The organism is Ensifer sp. ENS03, assembly GCF_014852035.1.
Classification (GTDB): domain Bacteria; phylum Pseudomonadota; class Alphaproteobacteria; order Rhizobiales; family Rhizobiaceae; genus Ensifer; species Ensifer adhaerens.
In genome coordinates this window covers 59681-85418 of record NZ_JACVAV010000012.1, presented here as the reverse complement: position 1 = coordinate 85418, position 25738 = coordinate 59681, and the positions used below count along the sequence as shown (strand labels likewise).

Sequence of the window (25738 nt, the reverse complement as noted above, 5' to 3'; positions counted from 1 at the left end):
CATGATGGACATTGCGTTGATCAAAGAATGTGCCGACCCCTCACTCAGGCCGGCGATCGTAGAGAAGTTCGTTGAGGCAGCCGGCTCGCCCGATCCGCTTACCATTACCGTGAATTCGGGCGGGCGATTGATCCTTGTGCCGAAGGCGACAACAGCGGACAGCGCAATGGAGATCATACGGCAGAATGTAGGGCGCGCAGTCGTTCGCGTGGGCCTAACGCAGTTTCCGGCAGGAGTAGTCTTGAAAGAGGCGTACGAACTGAAATCCGACCTCGTCGAACCATGTGCGAACCTGCGAATGGGCACGCTGATGTTTGCGAAGATCCTGCGGATCGTTGCCAAATGGTACGGCAATCCGAGGAGCGATGACGTCTTTCCGCAGATTTTCGAGGATGCGGTCTATGCCTGGAAGACGGGAGAGTTCGAAGGCGTAAGCGTGTTCGAGGCGGAGGACCCGGGAGGTTCAATCGAAATGGCGAAGCAAAGCAAAGTGCATTCTATCGATGATGAGGAAGCAGCAATGACTATACCCGCGAACGGGACGAATGAGGATCTTGGACGCGCTGGAATTCGCATTGACCTGTCCCGCATCGGCGGAAATTGACATTCATCCCGTTCCCTGTGTCGTCAGAATGGCATTGTGATATCTTCGCCGATCTGGAGGGCGCCGTGCGTGAGACAGTCCCTAAGGCGGTCCAATCCCTCTTCCCTCATCATGCCAGCTCCGGCGCGAATGGCTTCCTGCCATTGTGGACCGCGTTCCCACGCCTCGTTGTATACGAGGGCTAGGTCCGATGCCCTCCTCGTCTGCTGCAGGGCCTCGAACAGAAGTTCGGCCTGTCGGATATCCTTGTCCCGCTTCGCAGCCCCCTGCACGTCGTTGTGTCGGCGGCTGGCGACGATGAGCTTATGGACGGCATACCGCTCGGGGGCTGGGACAGTCACAGGGACACCGGACTTGTGAAGCAGCATTGTCCGCACCGGATCGCGGATCAGCAAATCGAGAAAACGCAGCGGATCGGCACGAGCTCCACCCAGAGCTGGCATCTTAGCGGGCGGGTCGAGGTAATCGTCTGAGCCGCGGTTCGATGTCAGAAACTCGACTCTGTAGCCGTTGGCGGTTCGGAAAGCGGACGAGGACGCGGCGCCCGATCGATGGGGCACTGGGATGAAGGTGGGATCCACTGACTGCAGCAGTTCGAGCATCGGCGGCAGGGTGTCTTCAACCTCACGAGAGATGGCGTAGTCCTGTGCGATGTCCGCATCGCCTGTGAGGAGCGCGGCCATCGGCAGGCGAACACCGAGGATTCCGGCGTAAGTCTGAAAAGCTACCGTGCCGATGAGAACGCCCCGCAGCCGAAATAGGCCTGCAGCTGACAGCGCCTCGACGATATCGCCCGTCATTGAATCCGGAGCGATCATGCCTCCTTCGCGGGTCAGCGACGCCACCATGCGCCTGCGGGCGCGAAGGTCGTCTTTCTCTCGCTTGTGGGTTTCGACGCGCTTTGCGATGTCCGGATCGTCCGCAGGACCAACGTAGCGGCGTGTCCTGCCCCCAGTTCCGTCAGGGATATCGAAGTACCAGTAGCGGCGATCTTTCACTGTGACCGGCGTGAACCTGCCCTCAGGGGGGAAGTCGGCCGTCCATGCGGCGTCGAGCGAGCGTTGGCCGAGTTCGGCCAGCATGGTCTGGTACATGAGGTCGATTTGCTTCATTGGCGGGCTTTTTTCCTCGGATTTCTGCATCTCGATTGCGTAGCAGGATAGGCAAGCCGCTTGTCGCCGAGCGGATAGACCGCCACTGGCTCTCTCTTCGGGAGGATCTCGGCTTATTTTTCACCGGACTCAGCTGCCCGTGTCGCATTCCTCGACGTTATACCGTTTATCAAAAAAGGTATAACTGGATCGGAATCGAGGGTCAAGGATAGGACTGATGTTTGTCGAAAAAATCAACGTTATACCTTTCCACAAAAAAGGCATAACCCTTCGTCCAAACACCCAAGACCGTTGGCGCACTGTGGCGTTTGAGTCCAAAGCTCAAAATTAGTGCGATTCAGATACTTGATATTAGTGTTTGTCGAAGGCGCCAAATAAAAGCGCAACAATGCACGGAAATAGCGAGCCGCTAACCGTGCGCCGTCGCTCAACCTGCGGAAATCGATCAACAACCGACGAGGTTCGTCTAATGGCCGTGCTCAGCTAGCCCTTGTAATGGGATGGGAAGATAATGTCCTGGTCAACGAGAACGTTGAACCTGTAGCCCGGCCTGATCCGGATTGTCGGCTGCACGTTGAGATTCTTGGAGATCGTCTGCTCGGCGACGCGTCCGAAGGTTTCTGCGAAATTCCTGCGCGCTGCGTCCGAGGCGCTATCCTGTGTCGCAAGGGTCGAGCTTTCCGGCATTGAAGCATCGATCCCGGTGCCGATGAGCGCAATAAGCGCCGCCGATCCGAATGTTCGCAAGAGGTGCCGGTCGACCCGGTCTCTAAAGCCGCCATAGCCCTCGGCATCTGTGCCGGCCATGCCGCCGATCTGTAGTGTTGAGCCATTCGGAAGAATGAGATCGGTCCACACAACGAGCACGCGCTGCTGGCCGAACGACACCTTTGAATCGTAGCGCCCGAACAGTCTTGCACCTTGCGGGATCAACAGGCGGTGCCCGGTTGCGCTGTCATAGACGTTTTGGCTGACCTGCGCTGTGATCCTTCCAGGTAGGTCGGAGTTCAAGCCCGTAAGCAAGATCGCAGGAATGACTGAGCCGCGTTTCAGCTCATAGGGAGAAAGCGCCGGCACGACCTGGTTGGGAAGGTACCCGAGATCCTTGATGTCCTGATTGAAAAAGTCTTCCTTCGATGTTTGTCCATTTGGATCGGCATTCTGGCCCATCGCACTGGACTTCATCGCGGCTGCATAGAGGTCAGAAGCGCTATTGGGGGCGCGACTTGAGCTCTGGCTGCCGCTGACACGATCAGCCGTAGACGTCCGAGCGTTGGAGACGTCAACAGTCAGAGGTGAATCCATTGCGGTAGCACGCGCCTGCAGGCGGGCCATTCGTTGGCGCTGGGCTTCCCGGATATATTGTTCGTCGTGCTCGCGCTTCAGTCGAGCTTTCCAGTCTTCCTCGGACTCCACCCGTTGCCGCTTGCTATCGCGGACCTCTGCTTGCCGCTCGATGTCCGGCTCCCTCGCCTGCTCTTTCTCGACAACGGCTGGCGTCGGCTGGACGCTTTCTTTGCCTTCAGGCTCCCCGATAATCCCGTCCGGCACACCGCGCTTCAACTGGTCTCCGAAATTCGTAGCGCTGCCGTTTGCCGCGCTTTCAAGCTCATTGGCTCGATTGAACGATAGTCCGCGCCATGAAAGTCCAATCACGACAACGCCGAGGAACAGCGCAACGATCATGACTGTGACGATGATTGGCAGCCGGTTGAGGCGGCGCATCCCATGCTGATCGTCGCCATTAGGGGATGCACCGAGCTGTAGCGATTGAACCAAAGTCACCTCCTGTCATCCGCGCTGCATGATCGAAAGCGGGCTCGTCGGCGTCGCGCCTGTCGCAGTGGGCGTGTAGGCGCGGCCAAGCGAGATCGAGGACGTGGTCAGCCGCGCGAAAACCTGGCCGTCGATGCTATCGACTGAATAGGCGAGTTCGATCGGGTTCTGATCCTTGGCAGCTTTTCCATCGGCAACGATCGTGTGCCCCCACCCCTTCAAGGCGGCCTCGAGCGCCGCCGCATATTCGGACGGCTCTCCCTGCAACTTGATGGTGGCCGCGCCGGCGGACCTGATTTGCTCGGCAAACCTGCTCGCCATGTCGCCTGCTATCGCGCTTGCAGCCGGCCCGGTGATGGCGATCGGCGCTCCTATCACCGAGTGCTGTGGATCGGCGGTCTGGCAGCTTGCAAGAAGGGGTGCCGCAACGAGAGCGGCGAAAAATCTTGGCACGGTTCAACCTCCTCGCCTGATCGTGATTTTCTGCTGACGCCAGCCAACACCAGAGACAAGGATTGCCCGATCGATGGTGTAGTCGACGATCATCATGTCGTTCTTCATGCGGTAATTGACCACGCGGTTCTGGCCGCCGCTGACGACAAAGAGAACCGGTGCATCCTGCCCGGCGATGGAACGTGGAAAGTGAATGTAGGTCTTGCGGCCATCGGAATAGACGCGCTTCGGCTTCCAAGGCGCGCGTCCGCTTACCGTATATGAAAAAGTCAGCACCTCGGGCGCCGCCGACCCGAAGCTTCCGGCCTCCAGTCGTGAGTTGATATCGGCGAGCTTGTGCGCGACATCCTCCGGATACTCAAACCCCACCCTGGCCATATATTGGTTCGGATGAGACTTCAGCTGGATGTGATAGGTTCGCCGCGACGTCGTGACGACCATTGAGGTCACGATGCCAGGTTCGGATGGCTTGACGATGAGATGGATTGCCTGCCCGCCGGCAGCACCTGATGTCGCCGGCTCGACCTTCCATCGGACCGTATCGCCAACAAGCACGTCGCGAACGATCTCGCCGCCTTGCAGTTCGATATCGCAGACTTGGAGCGGCGAGCAAACCACCGAGGGCTGGATTTGCCCAAAGAGGAAGATGACCTTGCCGTCGGGCCCCTTTGTAACGAGCCCCGGCGCGCCACGCCATTTGGCGGATAAACTCGTGCCCTTTGCCTCGCTCGTCGTCATATCTTGCGCGAACGTGCCGCCGACAAACGCGAGCCCGGCCATGCAGCCTGCCGCCGCCATCAATACTGATTTGTGCATTTGAATGTCCCTGCCCTTAAAGCTGCGCGGTCCAGTCGAAGTCCTGGACGTAGAGGCCAATGGGATTGATGCGGATGATCGCCTCGTCCTGCGGCGTCGTCAGCGTGACAGTTGCGATCCCGCGGAACCGGCGCGTGCCGGATTCCTTGCCCTTGCGGTCGCGCTCGTATTCCGTCCAGTCGATTTGGTAGGTCTGGTTCGAAAGCGCGACAACGTTGTTGACCTCGATGGCCACGGTCGACGACTTGGCCTTCTCAAACGGCGAGTTGCCGCGAAACCATGAGTTGATCTTTTGGGTAGATGGATCCGATGTGCGAAGGAGGGCGTAAGTGCGGTCTATGTACTGCTTCTGGACCACTGCATCCGGGGAGATGCTCCGGAAGCTCGCCACAAAATTTGCAAGCGTCGCACGCACCACGCGCGCATCGGCATACTCTATCTGCTCCGGGAAACCCGCGGCGATCGGTGTGCCTAGCTTGTCGACCTCGACGATGTAGGGCACCAGCCTGACCTGGGTGCTCAAATACATTGCGTAGCTGAATCCGATAACAGCCATGGCAAGCCCGAGAATGCCAACGATGCGCCACGCGGCGGCCGCCTTGACATAGGAGCCGTATCGCTCGGACCATTCCTGACGCGCAGCAAGGTACGGGTTTTCGGAGGCGTGGTTTGCGGCCATAGATAAATTCCTTCGTGACACTATTCATCGTTTCGCTCAGGCATCGCCTTGCTCCGGCCGGCGCGCCCGCGTGCCTTGTCGAGTTTCGCGTTGGCAAGTCCGAGCAGTGACCCGGCATAGGCACCAGGCGATCCGATCGCTTTCTCTTTGGCGGCAGACCCCATTGCCTTTCCACCGGAGCCGAGAGCGGCTCCCATCCCGCGAAGCGCTGAGGCGGCGGTCGTTGAGCCGCCTGCGCGAGCGGACTGGGCCGCTGCGGTGCCGGCGCCGACCGCACCGGCTGCCAGTGACGCCGCACCGGCGGCGAAAGAGGCAGCTTGGCCACCATGACGAATTGTCTCCATTCCACCAGTCACAGAGGCCCCCTGGACCAGCCCTTGTAAGATGTTGGGCACATACATGGCGATGATGAAGACGACGACGGAGATGCCGGCTATGGCAAGTGTCGTGATGAATTGGTCGGACGTTGCGGTTGGCGCTCGCGCCAGTCCGAGCAGCACGTTTGATCCGATATTTGCGATCATCACGAGGGACATTAGTTTCATGCCGACGCCGAAGGCATAAACGAGGTAGCGTACCGCGAAATCCTTGGTGAAGGACGAGCCACCAAGACCGAGCATGATCATGCCGGCGAGCAGACCGACATACATCTCGACCATCACTGCGACGAAGATCGCGGCAACGAGCGAGAAGCAAATAACCACGACCCCCATGGCGAGAACCGCGGCGACCGCCAGTGCGTTATCCTCGAAAACGCCGAATTTGGCCTGCTGCGACATCTGAGAGGCAACGCGAATGCCTGCATCGAAGACTTCGGCCGGCGACGCCGATCCCCCGCCTGCCCCAATCTGAAAAAGACTATCGACCACTGCTCTGGCGAAGGTCGGTCCCTGATCAAGAACGAAGGCGAAAAAGCCGACGAACATAATCCGCCGCGCGAGTTCGGCGAACCAACCGTCGAGCGATGCCGCCTGAAGGGCCAGCCAAACGGCGCATATCCCGATCTCGATAGCCGCGAGGATCCAGAACAGGGATCGCGCCGCGTCTATGATGGTGGTCTCCCACCCTTTGGCGGCGACGACGACCTGGTTTTCAAGCTCCGTCAGCACCTGGCCCGCTTGGGCATAGACAGGCGCCGCGGCCACAAGGGCAATCACGCACCCTAGGATGAGTGTCCGGTCCGATGAGCGTGTCACCATCTCGGTTTCATCTCCTGCCCCTTTTTGATCGGAGGCAACTCTGTGCTGGAGCCGAAAAAACTCTCGCGCGCCTCTCTCTGTTCCTCGGACATGACGCGCTGACCAGAGGCGAACGTGTTGAAGACGACGGCTGTAACGGCTGATAGGACCACAGCGGCGACGACTAGCCCCACAATTGCAATTGTGCGGTTCACCAGCGGGGCTCCATCTCTTGACCTTCAGGAATCTCCTTCACAGGTGCGTCGAAGAACCTTTCCCGTCGCGCCTGTGCCAGATCCTTGTCGGTCTGTTCCGACTGAAGCCACGTGCCCATCATCGTCATCTGCTGCGAGACGAGACCGCGCAGTTTCTGCATCTGGCTTACCTGTTGTGCAGCGATCTGATGACCGACTTGCAGCGCCTTCATCTGTCCGTCCGCGGACTGTGACATCGACCGGATCTCGTCCATGGTGCCCTCCTCCGTATCGAACTGGTCGGCGGTGAGGCTTGCTGCCCTCAGAGTGCCGGCGATTGTGTCGCGGTTTGTCTCTGACCAGGCCCGGTAGGTCGACGAGAAACTCTCACCGCTAGGCAGGTTCTTCTTCAAGTCTGCGTAGCTCTTGAAGCGCTGCTGAAGAACGTCGTCCGCGTTACCCATCGAGAAGGCGATGCTTTGCCCATTCTCCACGATGCCGCGCAACTGGCTCAGGTCGCGCTCGACCTCGCCCCAGATATGATCAGGTAATCGCGCCGTGTTCTGGAGCATGTTGTCGTAAATCTTCAGCTGGTTCTGGATTTGCTCCGCCAGCTGGCTGATCTGGGTCAGTTGGTTGTCGACCTGCAGGCCACTGCTCTTGAGGAGATCGACGAGCTGAGCGTTGTTGGCAAGCTGCGTCCATTCGGTGGCAACGCCCGTTGCCGAGCCGGAGCGTGCCGGCAGCGGGGACAAGGATGCCATGGCAATGGCGGCTAATACCGGAACCACCCTATTCGATATTGAGCAGTGACGCAGCATCCTGAACTCCTCTCGTTTTCAGCCATTGGGTCGGCCAGTCCCGGCCATGTTCCGATCTGAGCGCGCGAATGCGTTTGAGGTCCTCCTTGCCGGACGCGCCAACGAAGCTGAGCGCAAAAGGACCCAGCGCCATATCGAAAAGCCGGCGGCCCTCGGGCGTAACCACGTAGTATTCGCGCTTTGGAGTGGCCATCGAAACAATCTCGATCTGCCGCTCGTTGAAGCCAATCCGCTCGTAGAACGCTCGAGTGCCGGGTTCCCGCGCAGCACCGTTTGGAAGGCAGATCTTGGTTAGGCAGGATTCTTTCAACACGTCGATGATGCCAGAGCGCTCAGCATCCGAGATCGACTGGGTCGCGAGCACAACGGCGCAGTTTGCCTTCCGCAAAACCTTGAGCCACTCACGGATCTTGTCGCGGAAAACCGGGTGGCCAAGCATCAGCCAAGCTTCGTCGAGCAGTATCAAGCTTGGGGATCCGTCGAGACGCTTTTCGATCCTTCGAAACAGGTAGGTGAGCACTGGAACGAGGTTGCGCTCTCCCATGTTCATGAGCTGTTCGATCTCGAAGCATTGGAGCGATCTTAAACTGAGCCCGTCATGCTCCGCGTCGAGCAGGTGGCCCATCGGACCGTCAACCGTGTAATGATGCAGAGCATCCTTGATCTCACGAAGCTGAACGCCTGAGACAAAGTCAGACAGCGAACGTCCGGGCGCACTGGCCATGAGCCTGATTTGCCTGGCGATCGCGTTGCGAAGGTCCGGGGTGATCGTGACGCCTTGAAGCGCCACAAGCATCTCGATCCACTCGGTCGCCCAAGCGCGATCTTCGTCGGTGGAGAGCTCCGAAAGCGGGCAGAACGCCAGTGCCCTCCCCTTCTCGTCGCTGCCGATCTCATAATGGTCGCCGCCTGCGGCAAGTGTCAGCGGCAGAAGTGAGTTTCCTTTGTCGAAGGCAAAGATCTGGGCATGTTCATAGCGTCGGAATTGCGCAGCGATCAGCGCCAGCAAGGTCGACTTGCCGGAGCCGGTGGGGCCGAAAATCAAAGTATGACCGACGTCATCGACATGCAGGTTCAACCGAAAGGGTGTCGAACTGCTGGCGACCTGCATGAGAGGCGGCGAGTTCTGCGGATAAAACGGGCTCGGGGCTACCGGATCACCCGACCAGACCGAGTTCAACGGGATGAGGTCAGCGAGATTGTTCGTGTTGATCAGAGGCTCACGGATGTTACAGTACCAGTTGCCCGGCAGGCTTCCGAGGTAGGCGTCCGTCGCGTTTAGTGTTTCGATCCTGGCGCCGAAACCCTCGGCCTGAACCAGCCGGCGGACCGCCTCCGCCTTTTCTTGTAAGGCTTCTTTGTTGCCATCGAACAACACGACGACAGTCGTGTAGTAACCGTAGGCGACCAGTTGCGACGATGCCTGGGCGATGGCGTCCTCAGTCTCCGCCACCATGGTGAGAGCATCCTGATCGACTGATCGGCTCTGCGTCTGGAAGAGCTGATCGAAGAACGGCCGCACCTTCTGCTGCCATTTCTTCCTCGTCCGCTCGAGTTTCTGTCGAGCTTCCTCCGCATCGAGGAACACGAAACGCGACGACCAACGATAGGCCAGCGGCATCAGGTCAAGACTGTTCAGGATTCCCGGCCAGCTCTCAGCAGGAAAGCCATCAATCGCGACGACGCCGAGGAAGCGGTTTTCAACCATCGGTGTCAGCCCGTGCTGAAGCTCGGCCGTCGCGATCCAGTCCAAATACATGGGGACGTCTGGGAGGCGGATTGGATGGTTTTCGCCGGTAATGCAAAACCGGGCGAACTGAAGGAGTTCGTCATAGTGGGCTGTTCGTGCGCCGCCTCGATCGGCGATGGCGCGGGTTCGCATTCTGTGCAGGGATAGGGTGTTTGCGAAGTATTGCTCGACCTCGCGAACAGCGTTCTTGAACGCGATGAGAACCGTGTCGGCGTAGGACTTCTTGCGGCTCTTTTCGTCGGAGTAGATATATTTGCTCAGCACCGCTTTCCTGGACTCCGGCGGCCTATACGTGAGCACCAGGGCGTGCTTGCTCTCGAAATGCCCGTTGTCGCGCGCGAAATGCATGCGGCGTTCCGCATCGATTGCCCGCGTAACCGGGTCCGGAAAATGGCAACGTTCTTGCGACGGGTAGTCGACGGTTGGAATCCGGATTGCTTCGACCTGGATCATCCAACCGCTGCCCAGCCGCGACAGGACGGCGTTGATCTGGCGAGAGAGCTCGTTCCTCTCCTGATCTGTCGCGCTTTCCAGGTCTGGCCCGGCAAAGTACCAGGCGGACATGAGGCTTCCGTCTTTCAAGAGAAGGACGCCGTTATCCACCATACCGGCATAGGGTACGAGGTCAGAAAACGAAGGGCCTTTGGCCCTGAATTGCTTGAGCGCGACCATGCTCGCCTCCTCAATACTTGCGCCACGGCGAGGCGGTTGGTCTGTAAGAGGGTCTATAGGAAATGTGGCGGAGGTAGACCTTCCGCATCAGCGGATCCGACTTGGCCATGATGCGTAGCGCGCCAACGACCATGATCCAGACAGCGATCCCGAAGAGCGCCGAATAGACCGTTAACACCACGAAGATAAGGATGACGGCGGCAAGGCCCGTAATCAGCACCAGTTCGCGATCTGCACCAAGCAGAAGGTTTGGTCGGGAGAGGGCCCGATGTATACGGTTGCGTTGAAGACCGGTTTCAGCCACGCGCCGCCTCCCAACTTCCATCCGAACACACCGATTCTGCCTGCGACTCCGACAGTGCGATGGTGGCTCCGGTGGCGCCGAAAAGGGCGACGATCTGTGTGGCACCGAGCAGGACTCCGGCGACCAGGACCACATACACCAGCCGTCGTGCGAAGTCGTTTAGCTCGCCACCAAAGATCAGCATGCCGCCGGCGATGGCGACTGCCGCGAGCGCGATATAGCCGGCGACTGGACCAGTGATTGACTCCTGAATCTGCTCAAGCGGCCCTTCCCATGGAAGTCCTCCGCCCGAGCCCGCGACCGCGGGGCCAGCAACAGCGATTGCAGATAGTGCAACAATGCTGAATCGAAGAAATCTGCGGTTAGGCTGCATTGCGTGCTTCCTCGGCGTAGGGCTCGATCTGGTACTGGCCGCCGGCAAATCGCTCGACGTGAAGGATTTCCAGGACGCGACGTCCCTTCGGTGTCCGCTCGATCGAGATGATCAGATCGACAGCGTCCCCAATCACCGCCTGCATCGGTTGCTGGCTGACCTCGGCCGTAAGCTGCTCGAAACGCCGAAGTGCAGAGCGCGCCGTGTTCGAGTGTATCGTCGCAACACCACCTGGATGGCCGGTGTTCCAGGCCTTCAGCAGCGTTAGGGCTGCTCCGTCGCGGACTTCACCGACAATGATGCGGTCGGGCCGAAGTCGCATCGTGCTTTTGAGGAGACGGGACATGTCAATGGCATCGCTCGTGTGGAGGCAAACGGCATTTTCCGCTGCACATTGGATTTCGGCCGTGTCTTCAAGAATGATCAGGCGATCCTCTGGTGCCTGGGCGACGATTTCGGCAACGATCGCGTTGGCAAGCGTCGTCTTGCCTGATCCCGTGCCGCCGGAGATGACGATATTCAGCTTGGCGGCCACCGCACTCCGAATGACTTCGCCCTGTGTGGTCGTCATGACTTTGCTGGCGACAAACTCGTCCAGGGGGATGAGGCGTGCGGCACGGCGCCGGATCGTGAAGGATGGTCCCGACACAACCGGCGGAAGAAGACCCTCGAAGCGGTGGCCGCCAATTGGAAGCTCGCCCGTAACGATCGGGCGTTCGTCGTCCACCTCGCAGTTCAGTACATGAGCGACGGTGCCGATTACGGTTTCGGCCGCGGATCGAGACAGCTCGCCGGCCGTTGTGATGCCGTGCCCCAGGCGTTCGATGAACAGTTTTCCGTCGGGATTCAGCATGATTTCGACTACGCTTGGATCATCGAGAGCGACGCAAAGATGATCGCCGAGAGCGTTCTGAAGTTTGCTGATGAGGCGAGGAAGTGAGCGATTGAGGGATGTCATCACGATGCAGCTTTCTGCTGAAGAGGAAACAAGACGATCGGACGACCGGAAGCGAATGAAAAGGGAACATCGGGAAGTTCGGTGTCGAAGCTGCACGTCCCGGTAGTTGCTCCCGGTCTGGGGGTGTCACGGCACGCAATCGGACTGGTTTCGCAACGAGTCATCGGGATGACAGGCATCAAGTAAATCTCCTGTTCGTTTCGTCGGGGAGATTTGCAGCGTCGCGCGGATCAATCTACTCGCAGAAGTGTTAGTCGCCCCTCGCCGGGAGGATTGGCCCGTCGGGCAAAGCCTCGGCAGCAGCAGCATCTAACGCTTGGGTTGCGGCGAGTCGGAGAGTGTTTAATATTGTTTCGATCGACTGCCTATTGAACCGCGAAGCTAGAGCCCCCTCCGACCATGATGAAATCCAGCCTGGATCACCTTCCCGAAGCCAAGCGGCGCCAGCTCGCTCGGGTATTGGAGATCCTGCGCGAGGAGTTCGACGATGCGCTGGCCGAGGGCGCTGCGGAGTTCAAGAAGAAGGGGCGCATACTCAAGGTCATCCTGTTTGGCTCCTATGCCCGGGGAGATTGGGTGGATGAGGCGCACACCGGCAAAGGATATCGTTCCGACTACGACCTGTTAGTCATCGTCAACAATCGCAAGCTGACGGATTTTGTCACCTACTGGAACAACGCCGCTGATCGCTTGCTGAACGATAAGATGCTGAAGGGCATGCAGGTGTCGTTCATCGTGCATTCACGCCGGGAGGTGAATGAGGAGCTCAAGCGGGGTAACGGGTTCTTCAGCGATATCCGTCGGCAAGGCATCGCACTATATGAGCTCGACAACGAGCCATTGGCCGAGCCGCGGCCGATGTCGGCGGTGGAACAGCTAACGGTGGCACGCGGGCACTATGAAAGCCGCCTTTCGCACGCTGTAATTTTCATGAAGGGTGCTGATTTCTATTGGAAGGAAGGCCACACCAACCACGCGGCCTTTGAGCTGCACCAAGCAATTGAGCACGCCTATTCGACCGTGCTTCTCGTGTTGAAAAATTACGGCCCGCCGACACACAATCTGCGTTCTCTGCGCGGCTTTGCGGAAGAACTCGACCTGAGGCTGGCGGAGGCCTGGCCATGTGATCAGCAGCGCTACGTTGCCTGGTTCAACACGATAAACGAAGCCTATGTGAAGGCGCGGTACTCGAAGCACTACCAGATAACCGACGAGGCGCTCGCTTTCCTTGTCGAGCGCACGCAAGTCCTCCACGCGTTGGTCAAGAAAGTCTGCGAAGACCATCTCAATGCGCTCGAAGCTCTGGCTACGAAACTCGAAGGCTAGGTGGGGAGGATATGTTGGGTGAGCCGTTTCCCGGCAAGACCGTCAGGCAAAACGTATCCGTTGCAAATTCGGTCCGGCAGAAGATCGGATAGAACCATACGCGTTGCTGTATTCGCCTCATGTCTCAAGGAGTCGAAGAAGCAAAAACGATCCGGCGCGTCTATCCAGAGCCGAGCGTGAGTATCCGATGAGCCCGTGGGGCGAAGTCGATGGCGCTTGGCACGATCATGTTTGGTGACATCACCATTGTCGGCCTTCATTCGAGCGCAGGAGCGCTGAGAGCCTATATAGAGTGGCGGACCGGCGCGTCAGACTTCACATCGTACCGTTTCCCGGAGTTGAACCCGTTGGACTTCTTGTTTGACTATCCGCCTCTGGAAAAATTGTAAGCTTCGTGCTACATATTCGGCCAAATTGTAGTGCGAAGGTAGCAAATGCCGACACCTCATAATCCTCCGGCCGCGGTGCGGCGCGCGCTGCGCAAACTGGGCGCAGACATACATGACGCACGTCGGCGCCGGCGGCTGCCGATGGCTGTGGTGGCCGAACGTGCCTTCACGTCGCGCTCGACACTTCAGAAGATCGAGGCAGGCGACACCAACGTCAGTATCGGCATTTATGCCGGCGTCCTGCACGCGCTTGGCCTCTTGGATGGGCTGAGCCAGATCGCCGACATCAGTAACGACAGTGTCGGTCAGTCGCTGGCCAGCGCCCAACTACCTAAGCACGCTCACCCGAGGCGATTGCCGGGATCATCGCGAGATGGCTGATTTCGAAGTTCACATCGACCTTCACGGCCGCACGCGCCCGATCGGCCTGGCGCGGAGCAATCGCGTCCGTGGCGCTGAGACTATCATGTTCGAGTATGACCGCGCCTGGCTAGAGGACCCCGACCGCTTCTCGCTGGAGCCGGCTCTGGCCCTCACTCGAGGAGCTTTCGCGCCGCCCGCCGGCTTCACGACCTTCGGCTCCATCGGCGATTCGGCACCTGACACCTGGGGCCGCCGCCTCATGCAACGCTCGGAACGACGGATTGCGGAGCGGGACGGCCGTGCCGTGCGCACGCTAGCTGAAAGTGACTATCTGCTTGGCGTCGCCGACGAGACCCGGTTGGGTGCACTACGCTTTCGCTGGGCCGGCGAAGAGCCGTTCCAGGCTCCGGTCCGCGCCGGTGTCCCCGCCTTTATCGAGCTCGGTCGCCTGCTGCAGATCACCGAGCGCATCCTGCGCGATGAGGAAACCGACGAAGACCTCCAACTTATCTTTGCGCCTGGCTCGTCGCTTGGTGGGGCTCGGCCGAAGGCCTCCGTCATCGATCAACATGGCCACCTCTCGATTGCCAAGTTTCCCAAGGAGACCGACGAATATAGCATGGAGACATGGGAGGAGATTGCTCTGCGACTGGCTGATCAGGCCGGCATTGCGACGCCCCTCCACGAACTCATAGACGTGGCCGGTAAGAAGGTCATGTTGTCCCGTCGCTTCGACCGCGATGGTACCGTCCGAATTCCCTTCCTGTCGGCAATGGCGATGATGGGCGCCAGGGACGGTGAGCGCGGTAGCTACCCAGAGATCGTGGACGCGTTGGCTGAACACGGAGCGCAAGGAAGAACCGATGCCCACGCCCTTTATCGCCGCGTGGCCTTCAATGTGCTGATTTCCAACGTCGACGATCACCTGCGAAATCACGGCTTTCTCTGGCTCGGTAAGGTCGGGTGGTCGTTGTCTCCTGCCTATGACCTTAATCCGGTGCCGACCGACGTCAAGGCACGGGTGCTGACGACCAATATCGATCTCGATGAGGGTACCTGCTCGCTCGATCTGCTGGAAGAAGCCGCCGGGTTCTTCGCCCTCACGCTCGCCCAAGCTCGCACTATCATCAAAGAAGTGGCGACCGCCACCGCGACTTGGCGGGAGACCGCAAAGGTGGTCGGTGCGCGGTCGGCCGAGATCAACCGCATGGCCAGCGCGTTTGAGCACGACGATCTGCAGCGGGCGCTAGCCCTGTGACGAGGACCTTCCACCACAGCTTCGATCCGTCCTCCTGTTACAGGGTTATCTGGGCGCGACGCATCGCCTCTCGGGGCAACCTCCTCGCCACGCTGCACGAGCGCTAGATTGCCCGCGTCGGCGGCGAGCTGAGACCATACCGCCGCCGCCAACGGAGAGACCTCGCTTGCAAGGTCATAGGGACAGTCCTGTTATCGAGCGGCGAGTTCGAGCTGCTCGAAAAGAGCCACAAGTTCGCTATGGTCTCGCATCCCATCATGGACCGCCCTTAGCTCCGAGGTTGGCGGTATCGTTCGAGGAGGATCGGCGTCGCCGACTGCGAACGTTCACCTGGCACTAAATCAATCGTTGACGGGTTGCCTGATAAACGGCGTTGGTGAGGTTGTACGCTCCAAGCTTCATTCGCGCCCGATCGAGGTGGAACTTCACGGTGCCTGGCCGCATGCCCACCAGTTCCGCTGTCATTGCCATCGATTTCCCGAGCGATGCCCAGGCGAGGCATTCGACTTCGCGCGCCGAAAGATTGACATCGGGCGCCTTGAGCGTGGTGGGCCGGCACGCAACGATGCGTGCATGGACGAAGGCGACCGCGGCGATCGCCTTGAATTCGTCGAGCGGTGACTTGATATGTGGCCAGTCTCTTGCGGCGAAAGTCAGTGCCGCGAAGTTGCCGAAGGGGCAACGGATAGGGATGGATACCCCTCCCCCGATACCGTGGCGGCGGGCGCCATCCCAGAATTGTCTGACGTTGCGATCGGCACCCGGCGTGGGTGCGTTTAGCCAGGCGAACGGGCGCATCAAGCGCTGGGCCTGGGCCATGACGGGGTCGATCTGCAAGTAGCCGCAGGCGGAATACTCGTCCTGCCACGCCTCGGGGAAGTTCGTGAACGCTGCACCGAAAGGGAAGGTCATATCGACATAGGCAAACCAGTCGAATGCGCATCGCTTCGTGAACGCGCAAAGTGCCTCGCGAATGTCTTCTTCATTCATTGCAACATTGCTTGCGTCAATCAGTTGGTCCAGTGCCGAATTCATCTGGCATCATCTCCGGTTGCGACTGCCAAGCGTGCAATGCTCGCAAAAAGGGTGCAACGAAGCCTGGGTGAAGAATTCACAATGGTTTTGTGAAGGTTTGTGGGTGCAATCAGTTCTGATTGAGCGCGTATCCTATCGATCGCACTGTCCTGATTGGGTCGCGTCGTAAAGACCTGCGCAATGTGCGCCGCAATCGCCCGACGTGGACGTCTACGGTTCGTGGTTCGACGAACACAGTCGCTGGCCATGCTGCCTCGATCAGTTCGTCACGTGAACAGACCTGTCCCTGCTTGCTCAACAGAAGAACCAGAAGTTTGAACTCGAGAGGCGGAAGATAGATCTCCTCGTCAGCGCAGATGACACGATGCGACGCGAGATCGATCTGGATTTCAGCGAATCGTAGCGATTTCGGCCCTGGAGACCTTTGCTCCGGGTTCATTGTCTGTGTCGGCGAAAGGCGCAGCAAGTAGTCTACCAGCCGCCGTGGCGAGATTGGTCGATGGAACCGTTCGGCGCCCGCCTTGATCAGATCGAGATGGAGTTTGCGATCATCGCCCTCGACAAGGGCGATAAGAGGAACGGACAGAGCTGCAAGTTGGTCCATAGAGGCGCAGCACTGTTCAGATGGGTCGCCCGTGAGGCGGCAGTCAATTACGACAGCCAGGACCTCGCTATCGATCTGGCGATCGATCCCGTCACTCAGTTCCACCTGAAACCCCTCTGTGGCAAGGATGTATTCCAGCCAAAGGTAAAGTTCCGCATCGGTTGAATTGATGAGTATTCGAGGCACCATCCAGTCATCCTTTCGGCATCGTCATTTTGATGTCACAAAAAGATTGCGATAGGAAGGATTATTCTCGCTTTTCGATTGCAATACGGTAACGAATAGGCGATTATGCAAGTCTTCTATCAGAATAAAATTCAATATGCTTTAATACTTAAATGAAAAATGAGGTAACATAAGGCATTAATTTGTATTTCGACTGTCTTGCATACGCCAAGGGCTCAGTGCGAATTTCGCACTACCTGTGATCAGGTCCAATAGGCCGGCGCAACGCAAGTCAATCCACGCCGGCTCAGTGGAGCCTGTTATGTCGACGCAAACGACCGCTTCTATGATTACTTCGCAAGCCGCTTTGCGAGCGAACGAGAATGAAAGGCATCTCAGAAACGCCGTCACCAAGGTTTTTGGCGACGATGCACGTCTGGTCGCTGCCTGGAGCGCTTTGGAGGCCAAATTCGATGGTCGCGAAGAGGATTGCCGCCTTTGGGCCGCAGTCTTTCATCAGCTGGGCGCGCGTACCGTGTAATGGTCTAATTGTCTGGCGGCGCAACCAACTTGTACCCGGAGCTTCTGATCGTTTCGATGAAGGTCTCGCCGAACGGCGCCAACGTCCGCCGCAGCCGGCAAACATGGACGTCGACGCAGCGGACCGTTAGTCCGGGCTGAGACCAGCCGGCGGCAAGCAGGTCTGTGCGCAGCCTTACCCGACCGTAGTGCCGATGCAGGTCCGCAAACAGACCGAATTCAATTGGCGAGAGCCGGATCGTCCGATCTTTCCAAGTGACCGTTCGCTCGAGACGATCAAGCCGGAGGCGAGATGGTGGGTGTTGTCGCTCGCCGAGGGAACCGGCGGCCCGTCGCAGAATATCGAGGAGGCGCGGGAGACCGAACGGTCTGATCACGCATATCGTCACTCCCGCTGGCAGCAATCGGGCGACAAGTTCGCAAGAGGTGGATCGAATGAGAGCGATGGTGGCAGCCGGCTGTTTGTTGCTCGACACTATCGATCGGCATGTTTCTAGCGTGTTTTCGCTGGTATCGAGGATGATGACCGCGGGATCGACGTGTTCATCGATCGCTATGTCGCCCGGCCCAATTGCTCGAGAAACCAGAAAGCCCTCAGCCTGGAGGACATACCCGAGCAGGCTGAAGAAATCCGGATCATCCGTAATCACAAGCACGCGCGCCATGTACCACCCTGACAGCTCCTAATTGGGAACGAATTCTCCGCCGTTGACGTCAATCGTAGCGCCGTTGACGAAGCCTGCCTCCGATGAGACCAAGAACGCGATTACGCTAGCAACGTCGTCCGGAGTTCCGAGCCGTCCGAGTGGAATGCGCTGACGCGCCTCCACATTGACCGGCAGCTCTGCGGGGCCCGTCATGTTGGTGATGATCCTTCCTGGTGCCACGAGGTTGACCGTTACTCCCTTCGGACTGAGGCAACCGACAAGGCCCTTCATCAATCCCGACAACCCGGCCTTGGAACTGACGTAGCCCAATCCTGCGATCCTCGGGCGAGTTCGTGCCGCGATCGATCCGACCAGCACTATCCGGCCGAAGCCCTGAATGATCATCTTTTCTGCGACCGCCTGGCAGCAGAGCATAGCGCCCGTTAAGTTCACCGCGAACACGCGGTTCCATTCATCGAGGGTGAGATCCGGAAGCGCTGTTGGGCCATTTTCGCCTTTCGGCGAAATCCCGGCGCAGCAAACGAGAATATCCGGGGATCTCCAGCTCTTTTCCACTTCAGCAAAAAAAACTCTGATCGACGGCGGGTTCGTAAGATCGGCCTCCCCGCTGATCACCCACTCGTCGCTCGCGAACGCTGTAAGCGCCTGCTTGGCGAGCACTGCCTGATCGTGTCGCTGTCCGAAGACAGCGACACGATAGCCATCCTTCAGCAGGCGCTGTGCCGTCGCGAGCCCGATGCCGGATGTGCCGCCCGTCACGACGGCCACCTTTTCGTGTTCGGCAATCATGCGCATTCGTCCATCTGCGCAAAGAGTGAAAGAGCCGGATGCGCACCGGGATCCGCTATCACCTCAATCAAGGTCGCGGTCTCGGTGCTCAAGGCACGCCCAAGCGCGCCGGCAAGATCCTCTGGCTTTTCGACCCGCTCGGATGCGCAACCGCAAGCGCGCGCGATCAAGCTGTGGTCAACGTTGCTGAAGTCGATCGCCGTCGTATGTCTGCCGAACTTTGCGATCTCGGCATCCTTCTGGAAGCCAAGAATGCCGTTGTTCAGCACGACGATGACTATGGGGAGGTCACTTCTGACGATCGTTTCGAGTTCGGCCCAGCTGTGGGCAAAGCCGCCGTCTCCGACGATTGCGACGACCTTCTTGGCCGGTTGGGCGCACTTGGAACCGATCGCCAACGGCACGCCCCATCCCAGTCCCGCCAAGCCCCGCGGTGTTATGAAACGAGCGCCAGCGCTTGCGCAGCGCAACTGGCCGACCACCCACATGGAGGAGTAGCTGGCGTCAGCAGCTACGATCACGTTCTCATCCAACCGTGCCTGGAGCTCACGAAGCACGCGCTCTGGACGGATAGGCATCTTGTTCGAGGACGCAACATCTTGCCGATCGACCTCAAACCGGGCCCAGCATTGGGCGATCTGCTTTTCTATCCTGGTCCGCGCCGCCCTGCGCCTGGACAGGTCTCGGTCCTTCAATGCGTTGGTGAGTGCCATAAGCGTCGCCCTGACGTCGCCAACCAAGCGGAGTGCTTCGTAATTGCGTCCGATCTCCAGCGGATCGACGTCGATATGGATGATCTTCGCGTTGGGAGGAAGCTGGCGCCAACTGTCGGTCCCGTTCTGATTGGTACGCGAGCCGACCAAGAGGATCAGGTCTGCGCCTTCGACCAGCGGCAGAGTGTGTCTGCCGAGCGAGCGCGGTCCGACGAGCGAGCCAAGAACGCCGGCTGAGAGTGGATGATGCTCGTCGACTGATCCTTTTCCCATGTTCGTCGTAAGCACCGGCAATCCAGCAGCTTCCTGGAGAGTTGCAAGTGCTTGCGACGCATCGCTTGCGTGGACCCCTCCCCCCGCGATGGCAATCGGTGCTTGCGCTTCGGCGATCAGCTTAGCTGCGAGCGCGATGACGTCATCGCAAGGGCGCCCGCGATCGAGCGGATAATGTCCGAGGTGGCTGCGCCTTGTTGCCGGCCGCTCGGGTCCTTGTTCTCTAAGGAGGTCCGCCGGCAGCAAAAGCACTGCAGGTCCTGGTCTTCCGGAGGCGGATGCAACGAAGGCCTGGTCGAGGTAGTCTTCAATGCGGTCCGCCTCAGTGACGCGGCGCACCCACTTTGCGCAAGGTTGGAACAACTGGATATGGTCCAGTTCCTGGAAGGCGTTCTTGTCGGTTTGTCTGCGTTCGACGTCCTGGACAAGTGCAATGAGCGGGACGCTGGCTTTCAAGGCTTCGGCGAGGGGTGGAACCAGGAGCGTTGCTGCCGGCCCGTTTTGAGCGGCGACCACCGCAACCTTGCCGGAAACGCGCGCGTAGCCATCTGCCATTGCACCGCCCATGTTCTCCTGCCGGTAGGCGATCTGGCGTATGCCAATTGCTTCGGCTGCCAGGATGAGCGCGGATGGAAGGCTTTGTGCAAATATGTGCTCGACGCCATGACGCTGAAGCGCAAGCGCCATGCGTTCCGCGACGGTGACCATTTTCGTATTGATCGTCATTGTGCTTCTCGTCGTTTAGTAGGTCTGGGAAATAAAGTCATCGAAGACTTCGATGACATGTTCGATGTCAGCCGCCGTCATGGCGGTGGAGAGGCATGCCGAAGCGCCTATCGGGAGGGAGATGCCGTGGGAAATGCAATGGCGGGTCAATCGGCGCATCGTTTCCTCCTGCTCGGCCGACATGAAGGCTTCGCGGTAGGTGCGTGGAAGCTCTGAGCGTGGGTGGATCCGAAACAAGGACGCAGTGCCGGTCACGCAGAATGGCGCGCCGCTTCTTGCGATGGCTGTTCGAAGCCCGAGGCGGACTTGATCGCCAAAATGCTCGAGACGGCTGAATGCATCTTCATTCATGGCCTGCATAGTTGCTAGGCCGGCGACCATGGAGACTGGATTTGCAGAGAAGGTGCCGCCTTGCGGAACCGCCGGCCGGCCATGCTCCGCGCTAAAAACGCGCATCACCTCGCTGGAGCCCCCGATCGCACCGATGGGGAACCCCCCGCCAATGATTTTGCCCGCGGTGATGAGGTCCGGGGTAAGGCCGTGCCGCTCGGATGCGCCTTGGTATCCCTGCCTGAGGTTGAGAACTTCGTCGGACACGATCAAAATGGAATGACGGCGCGCCAGTTCCATGATCGCCTGGATGAACTCTGGCTCCGGTTCGATCAAGCCGGCCCTGCTCGGCATGACGTCGATCAAAATGCAGGCGGTTCGGCCGCCGACGGAACCGATCGCGTGTTCAAGGGCGTCAACGTCGTTGAATGGCAGGACCGTCACGTCGTCTGCGACGCTGGCCGGGGCGCCGTGGTAACCTGGAACGCTGCTCGGTCGCTGGACTGGTCCCCAATTTGCCGGGCTGTTTGACTGCCCGACTTCGGCCCAGTCGCTGGCACCGTGATAGGCGCCCTCGAAGCGAACCACATTTGTCTTGCCCGTGACGGCACGCGCCGTTTTGATTGCGAACATGACGGCTTCCGTGCCGCTGTTTACGAAGCGAATATTTTCGATCGCCGGAATGCGCTCGACGAGCAAGGCGGCGAGTGCAATTTCATGTTCGGTTGGGTTTGCGAAGCAGGTTCCGTCCCTTACCGTTCGAGACACTGCTTCGACGACCGGCGGGAACGCGTGGCCGTGTATCAGGGTAGTGAAGTTGTTGTTGAGGTCGAGAAATCTGCTGCCGTCGAGATCGACGAGGTGGGCCCCCTCCCCCCGCGTCACGTAGATCGGGCCACCATCGCGCTCAACCGTGGCTCTTGAGGTGCCATCCGGAAAGTACCGGCGCGCCTCCCTGAATGCGGCGTTGGACCGGGCTCTGGATTGAGCCCGAGCGGCCACTATGCTGTCCATCATCAAACTTCCCTTTGCAACGAGCAGTGGTTCATGTTTTCGTCGCAATTATGTTGCAACAAAAATGACGCTCTGGGAAGTCACGCAACAAAAAACTTTTCTCAGGTCGTCGACTGTCGCCGAATTCTGTCCGCATCGACCCGGCGGAGGCGACGGTATCCGTCCCGAATGTCGCTCTCGATTGCCGCCCGCACGCCCTCGGCATCGCCAATTACAAGGCTCTCGATTGCTGCCAGGTGGTTGTGCACGCCAAACCTGTTTTCTGCGAACTCCGGGTACAGATCATGGAAAGCCGCCCCTGTGCGCAGCCAAAGTGTCTCAATGGTTGCGACGAGGTTGGGCATTTCGCTGAGCTGGTAGAGCGCGAAATGGAATTCGCGGTTTGAGGCGAGGACGCCAACGTAGTCTCGTTTGTCGAGGCGCTCGTTGATCGTCTGTTGCAGTGTCTGCAACTGGGTGATCGTCTCTTGTGTGGCGTTGGATGCCCCCTTGAACGCCGCAAGGCCTTCCAGGGCCAATCGCATCGCGGTCACCTCGTCGAGTGCTTCTCGCGTCAGGCTTGGAACGATCACCGTCTTCGGGCCTGCAAACACAAGCGCGCCTTCCTGTGTCAGCCGGTTGATGGCCTCACGAGCAGGTGTCGAACTCACTCCGAGTTCGTCGGCGACGCCCCGCACGGTCAATTTGGTGCCCGGCGCAAATGCCCCTCGGATCAAGCGTTCCTTCAGATCGTCGTATGCGACATCGCGTAGTCGCGTCGGATTCTTTCCATCTGTGGTTTCGATTCCATCCGCTGCGTCGCTCAATCTACGTCTCCCGGTTGACTTGTTCGCAATTATGTTGCAACAAAAATGAAATATGTCGTTTACGCGAACTTTATGTGACCTCGCAGAGCTACCACTATTCGCTGCACGGGTAACGCAATCATGACTTGCATGTTTATTCGCAGCTTTGCAGCCTGCGGTAATTGATTGATCAATGGGAGGTTTATTTGATCGGAGAGAGAGTTACCTTACGGGGTCTTCGAAAGAGCTATGCGGGCGCCTTGGCGGTGGAGCGACTGTCGCTCGACATAGCCGCAGGGGAGTTCTTGTCCATCCTCGGCCCCTCCGGCTCGGGAAAGACCACCCTCCTTACCATGATCGCGGGGTTCGAGTACCCGGACGAAGGAACGATCTCAGTCGGAGTCAGGGACATCACACGAGTTGTGCCGAACCGGCGCGGGATCGGCATGGTGTTTCAGAAGTATGCGCTGTTCCCGCATCTGACCGTGGCTGAAAACATTGCTTTTCCCCTGAAGATGCGGCGCCAGCCGAGTGGTGACATCAAGGCGGATGTGGCAGCCGCTCTCCACTTGGTTCAGCTTTCGGATTTTGCCGGGAGATATCCGCATGAACTGTCAGGTGGGCAGCAACAGCGCGTGGCCGTGGCGCGCGCATTGGTGTTCCGCCCACCCGTGCTTCTCATGGACGAGCCGCTGGGAGCATTGGACAAGAAGCTTCGGGAAAGCATGCAGTTCGAGATCAAGGCATTGCAGCAGAACCTGGGCGTAACCGTGGTTTATGTGACCCATGATCAGGAAGAAGCCCTGACAATGTCGGATCGGGTTGCGGTTATGGCCGGCGGCAACCTTGTTCAGGTCGGATCGCCGCAAGATCTCTATGAGAGGCCGCGCGACAGTTTTGTAGCTGACTTCATAGGCAAGATGAACTTCGTTGCAGGCCATGTTGTCGGCGTCGAGGCTGACGAGACGATAGTCCGAACCGCGCCAGGAGGTCTCTTCCGTGTCAAAGGTCGGACGGCAGGGGCCAGACAAGCTCAATCCGTCCAACTGGCGTTCCGTCCCGAACGCGCCCGATTGATGGCGAAGAAAGAGGGCCGGCCGGATGCAATCGGCGGAACGGTGGCCGCGAGCGTATTCGTTGGAACTCACCACATGTATGTGATCGATATCGCCGCCGGAGATGCCCGCCAGCTGCACGTCCAGGCCGAGACAAGTGCAACGATGCGCTTTTCGACCGGCGACAAAGTCGATGTCATACCCGACCTCTCTCGTCTCGTGGCGTTTCCTCTGGCGGAGGCTCGCTAGATGGAGCAAGTTTCTCTGGAAATACCTGGAGGTTCGATTGCTCGCGGCGGATCGGCAAAGATCCTGTCGCGGAGCGCGACAATCCTGTTGCTGATGCCGCTGGCCCTGCTTTTGGCAATCGGGTTCGTCTACCCGCTTCTGCAACTGGTCAAGATCAGCCTCTTCACGCCCGAATTTGGAATAGAAAGCTATCGGCGCATCCTCAACGAACCTTTGTATCTGCTGGTCCTGCTGCGGACTTTTATGGTGGCGTTTTGTGTCATGGTTTTATGCCTCATCGGTGGCTACCCGGTTGCATTCGCCATGTCGCGTCTGAAAGGCAGATCCGCGGCGCTCGTTGCTGCATGTGTGCTGATCCCCTTGTGGACATCCGTTCTGATCCGCTCCTATGCGTGGATCGTCCTGCTCCAGCGCAACGGGATCATCAATTCCGCTCTGCTCGACGCAGGTCTCGTCAGCGAGCCGCTGAAGCTCATCTATACGGAGACCGCCGTGATCGTGGCGATGGCGCATGTGCTCATGCCGTTCATGATCCTGCCGTTGTTTTCCACCTTGCGCTCCATCCCGAAAGACCTGTCGCATGCAGCTCTCAACCTTGGTGCCGGACCGCTCGTAGCGTTCCTGCGAGTCACCTTGCCATTGAGCACGCCAGGTGTCTTCGCCGGCTGCGTCATGACCTTCATTCTCGCGATCGGCTTCTACATCACGCCCACCTTGGTTGGTGGGCCAGGTTCGATGATGATCGCAACCCTGATTGGCCAACAGACCACCGTTGTCTTGGATTGGTCGTTCGCAGCAGCACTGTCGACCGTGCTTCTGGTGATCACCCTCATCCTTGTCGTGGCCTTTCGAAAAACCATCTCGCTGAACAAGGGGTTCAACGGTGTCAACTGATCAAACCACTTCTCAAACTCCATTGCAGTTCACTCAAATGACCCTCGCAGGATCAGGACGCCTGTCGAGATCCGTCACGGGCGGTCTCGCCCGGATCGTTGTTGCCGCCGTCCTGCTTTTCCTGATGCTGCCCACGATCGTGGTCATCCCGATGTCGTTGAGCGCCGGCGAGTTCATCGAGTTCCCGCCGCGTGGTCTGAGTTTACGCTGGTATGGGGAGTTCTTCGCCGATCCAGAGTGGCTCTCTGCCACGCTCTTCAGCCTGAGAATTGCCCTTTCAACGACAGTTGCCGCAACGGTCGTCGGGACCCTGGCCTCTATCGCCCTCGTGCGGGGTCAGATTGCGGGGAAGCCGATTATTCAGGCGCTTTCGATCGGGCCGATGATCGTTCCGCATATCGTTCTCGGCGTTGCGCTCTATCTCGTGTTTGCACCGCTTCAGTTGACGGGCAACTTTCTCGGCTTTCTGATCGCTCACACCGTGCTTTCGATACCTTATGTGGTCATCACCGTGAGTGCGGCCCTTCAACGTCTCGATCCGGTCCTCGAACTTGCTGCACTTAGCTGCGGCGCCAGCAGACCGCGTGCTTTCTTTTCCGTCGTTCTGCCGAATATTGCCCCGGCGATCGCCGCTTCTTCCGTCTTCGCGTTCCTTGCTTCTTTCGACGAGGCAACGGTGGCGTTCTTCATCTCCGACACGGGCGGCAAGACGATCAGCCGCAAGATGTTCGAGGACATCGATTTCAATCTCACGCCCGTCATCGCAGCCGCATCAACGCTGCTCGTCGGTGTTTCGCTTTTGCTGATGGCATCCGTCCAGACCTTCGCAAAGAAACGCTGAAACAAACGCCAACATTTTTATTCCCGGGAGG

At 58.9% G+C, this 25738-nt stretch carries 28 protein-coding genes; 9 read left to right on the top strand and 19 right to left on the bottom strand.

The genetic code is table 11. From position 1 onward, the window contains the following. The first annotated feature begins 1 nt into the window (after position 1). Entirely contained in the window at positions 2-604 is a 603-nt protein-coding gene (locus IB263_RS29835; protein WP_060520081.1) for a TraH family protein, read from the top strand. A gap of 23 nt (positions 605-627) precedes the next feature. Here the strand turns inward: IB263_RS29835 and IB263_RS29830 are convergent, their stop codons facing one another. The 12 genes from IB263_RS29830 to trbB form a co-directional block, all read right to left on the bottom strand. Beyond that, complete coding sequence (locus IB263_RS29830) at positions 628-1716, bottom strand: GSU2403 family nucleotidyltransferase fold protein (protein WP_192439385.1); 1089 nt, start codon at positions 1714-1716, stop codon at positions 628-630. A gap of 483 nt (positions 1717-2199) precedes the next feature. Continuing rightward, positions 2200-3495 carry an IncP-type conjugal transfer protein TrbI gene (gene trbI, locus IB263_RS29825; RefSeq protein ID WP_192439384.1) on the bottom strand — a complete coding sequence of 432 codons (1296 nt, stop codon included), beginning with the start codon at positions 3493-3495 and terminating at the stop codon, positions 2200-2202. A gap of 12 nt (positions 3496-3507) precedes the next feature. Further along, positions 3508-3945 carry a conjugal transfer protein TrbH gene (trbH, locus tag IB263_RS29820; protein ID WP_029742465.1) on the bottom strand — a complete coding sequence of 146 codons (438 nt, stop codon included), beginning with the start codon at positions 3943-3945 and terminating at the stop codon, positions 3508-3510. A 3-nt stretch (positions 3946-3948) separates the two neighbouring features. Next, the gene (gene trbG, locus IB263_RS29815; RefSeq protein WP_029742466.1) at positions 3949-4761 is read right to left on the bottom strand and encodes a P-type conjugative transfer protein TrbG; all 813 of its coding nucleotides are present in this window, start codon (positions 4759-4761) and stop codon (positions 3949-3951) included. A 16-nt stretch (positions 4762-4777) separates the two neighbouring features. Further along, complete coding sequence (locus IB263_RS29810) at positions 4778-5440, bottom strand: conjugal transfer protein TrbF (RefSeq protein WP_029742467.1); 663 nt, start codon at positions 5438-5440, stop codon at positions 4778-4780. 20 nt (positions 5441-5460) lie between these two features. Further along, the gene (gene trbL, locus IB263_RS29805; RefSeq protein WP_029742468.1) at positions 5461-6639 is read right to left on the bottom strand and encodes a P-type conjugative transfer protein TrbL; all 1179 of its coding nucleotides are present in this window, start codon (positions 6637-6639) and stop codon (positions 5461-5463) included. Then, on the bottom strand, positions 6633-6791 hold the full coding sequence (trbK, locus tag IB263_RS29800; RefSeq protein ID WP_318267773.1) for an entry exclusion protein TrbK: 159 nt from the start codon (positions 6789-6791) through the stop codon (positions 6633-6635). The genes trbL and trbK overlap by 7 nt, the downstream gene beginning before the upstream one ends. Positions 6792-6829: 38 nt before the next feature. Next, positions 6830-7633, bottom strand: coding sequence for a P-type conjugative transfer protein TrbJ (gene trbJ / locus IB263_RS29795; protein ID WP_029742470.1), 804 nt, complete (start codon positions 7631-7633; stop codon positions 6830-6832). Further along, positions 7605-10055, bottom strand: a complete 2451-nt coding sequence (locus tag IB263_RS29790) for a conjugal transfer protein TrbE (protein ID WP_089045408.1) — start codon at positions 10053-10055, stop codon at positions 7605-7607. Before IB263_RS29790 ends, trbJ begins: the two co-directional genes overlap by 29 nt. A gap of 10 nt (positions 10056-10065) precedes the next feature. After that, the gene (locus IB263_RS29785; protein WP_089045407.1) at positions 10066-10380 is read right to left on the bottom strand and encodes a conjugal transfer protein TrbD; all 315 of its coding nucleotides are present in this window, start codon (positions 10378-10380) and stop codon (positions 10066-10068) included. Continuing rightward, positions 10352-10732 (bottom strand): TrbC/VirB2 family protein, encoded by a 381-nt coding sequence (locus IB263_RS29780; protein ID WP_029742474.1) that lies wholly within the window; start codon positions 10730-10732, stop codon positions 10352-10354. The genes IB263_RS29785 and IB263_RS29780 overlap by 29 nt, the downstream gene beginning before the upstream one ends. Further along, positions 10722-11690: a P-type conjugative transfer ATPase TrbB gene (trbB, locus tag IB263_RS29775; RefSeq protein WP_089045406.1), complete on the bottom strand. Its 969-nt coding sequence runs from the start codon at positions 11688-11690 to the stop codon at positions 10722-10724. The genes IB263_RS29780 and trbB overlap by 11 nt, the downstream gene beginning before the upstream one ends. A gap of 399 nt (positions 11691-12089) precedes the next feature. On the opposite strand from trbB, the gene IB263_RS29770 reads away from it, so the two are divergent. The 3 genes from IB263_RS29770 to IB263_RS29760 all read left to right on the top strand — a co-directional run bounded on the left by IB263_RS29770 (position 12090) and on the right by IB263_RS29760 (position 15026). After that, the gene (locus IB263_RS29770; RefSeq protein WP_029742476.1) at positions 12090-13016 is read left to right on the top strand and encodes a nucleotidyltransferase and HEPN domain-containing protein; all 927 of its coding nucleotides are present in this window, start codon (positions 12090-12092) and stop codon (positions 13014-13016) included. A 434-nt stretch (positions 13017-13450) separates the two neighbouring features. After that, complete coding sequence (locus IB263_RS29765; protein WP_029742477.1) at positions 13451-13786, top strand: helix-turn-helix domain-containing protein; 336 nt, start codon at positions 13451-13453, stop codon at positions 13784-13786. Continuing rightward, positions 13779-15026, top strand: coding sequence for a type II toxin-antitoxin system HipA family toxin (locus IB263_RS29760; protein ID WP_192439383.1), 1248 nt, complete (start codon positions 13779-13781; stop codon positions 15024-15026). Before IB263_RS29765 ends, IB263_RS29760 begins: the two co-directional genes overlap by 8 nt. Positions 15027-15362: 336 nt before the next feature. Here the strand turns inward: IB263_RS29760 and IB263_RS29755 are convergent, their stop codons facing one another. Both IB263_RS29755 and IB263_RS34795 read right to left on the bottom strand, forming a co-directional pair. Further along, positions 15363-16061 (bottom strand): LuxR family transcriptional regulator, encoded by a 699-nt coding sequence (locus IB263_RS29755; protein WP_089045403.1) that lies wholly within the window; start codon positions 16059-16061, stop codon positions 15363-15365. 109 nt (positions 16062-16170) lie between these two features. Further along, positions 16171-16500: a winged helix-turn-helix domain-containing protein gene (locus IB263_RS34795; RefSeq protein ID WP_371814277.1), complete on the bottom strand. Its 330-nt coding sequence runs from the start codon at positions 16498-16500 to the stop codon at positions 16171-16173. Between the two features lie 60 nt (positions 16501-16560). Between IB263_RS34795 and IB263_RS34315 the strand changes: the two genes are divergently transcribed. Continuing rightward, entirely contained in the window at positions 16561-16830 is a 270-nt protein-coding gene (locus tag IB263_RS34315) for a hypothetical protein (RefSeq protein ID WP_060644946.1), read from the top strand. Between the two features lie 322 nt (positions 16831-17152). Continuing rightward, a complete protein-coding gene (locus IB263_RS29745) occupies positions 17153-17371 on the top strand; it encodes a hypothetical protein (protein WP_029742481.1) in 219 nt (72 codons plus the stop codon). A gap of 4 nt (positions 17372-17375) precedes the next feature. Here the strand turns inward: IB263_RS29745 and IB263_RS29740 are convergent, their stop codons facing one another. The 5 genes from IB263_RS29740 to IB263_RS29720 all read right to left on the bottom strand — a co-directional run bounded on the left by IB263_RS29740 (position 17376) and on the right by IB263_RS29720 (position 22689). Continuing rightward, positions 17376-18035, bottom strand: a complete 660-nt coding sequence (locus tag IB263_RS29740; RefSeq protein WP_192439382.1) for a response regulator transcription factor — start codon at positions 18033-18035, stop codon at positions 17376-17378. 18 nt (positions 18036-18053) lie between these two features. Further along, positions 18054-18827 (bottom strand): SDR family NAD(P)-dependent oxidoreductase, encoded by a 774-nt coding sequence (locus IB263_RS29735; protein ID WP_192439381.1) that lies wholly within the window; start codon positions 18825-18827, stop codon positions 18054-18056. Next, positions 18824-20539, bottom strand: coding sequence for an acetolactate synthase catalytic subunit (locus IB263_RS29730; protein WP_192439380.1), 1716 nt, complete (start codon positions 20537-20539; stop codon positions 18824-18826). The genes IB263_RS29735 and IB263_RS29730 overlap by 4 nt, the downstream gene beginning before the upstream one ends. A gap of 15 nt (positions 20540-20554) precedes the next feature. Beyond that, entirely contained in the window at positions 20555-21886 is a 1332-nt protein-coding gene (locus IB263_RS29725; RefSeq protein ID WP_192439379.1) for an aspartate aminotransferase family protein, read from the bottom strand. A gap of 98 nt (positions 21887-21984) precedes the next feature. Next, positions 21985-22689, bottom strand: a complete 705-nt coding sequence (locus IB263_RS29720) for a GntR family transcriptional regulator (RefSeq protein ID WP_090299585.1) — start codon at positions 22687-22689, stop codon at positions 21985-21987. A gap of 185 nt (positions 22690-22874) precedes the next feature. Here IB263_RS29720 and IB263_RS29715 point away from each other — a divergent pair, with 185 nt between their 5' ends. The 3 genes from IB263_RS29715 (at position 22875) to IB263_RS29705 (ending at position 25707) form a co-directional block, all read left to right on the top strand. After that, complete coding sequence (locus IB263_RS29715) at positions 22875-23972, top strand: ABC transporter ATP-binding protein (protein WP_113189252.1); 1098 nt, start codon at positions 22875-22877, stop codon at positions 23970-23972. Next, on the top strand, positions 23973-24866 hold the full coding sequence (locus IB263_RS29710; protein ID WP_113189243.1) for an ABC transporter permease: 894 nt from the start codon (positions 23973-23975) through the stop codon (positions 24864-24866). 124 nt (positions 24867-24990) lie between these two features. Continuing rightward, the gene (locus IB263_RS29705; RefSeq protein ID WP_244546829.1) at positions 24991-25707 is read left to right on the top strand and encodes an ABC transporter permease; all 717 of its coding nucleotides are present in this window, start codon (positions 24991-24993) and stop codon (positions 25705-25707) included. Positions 25708-25738: the final 31 nt, after the last annotated feature.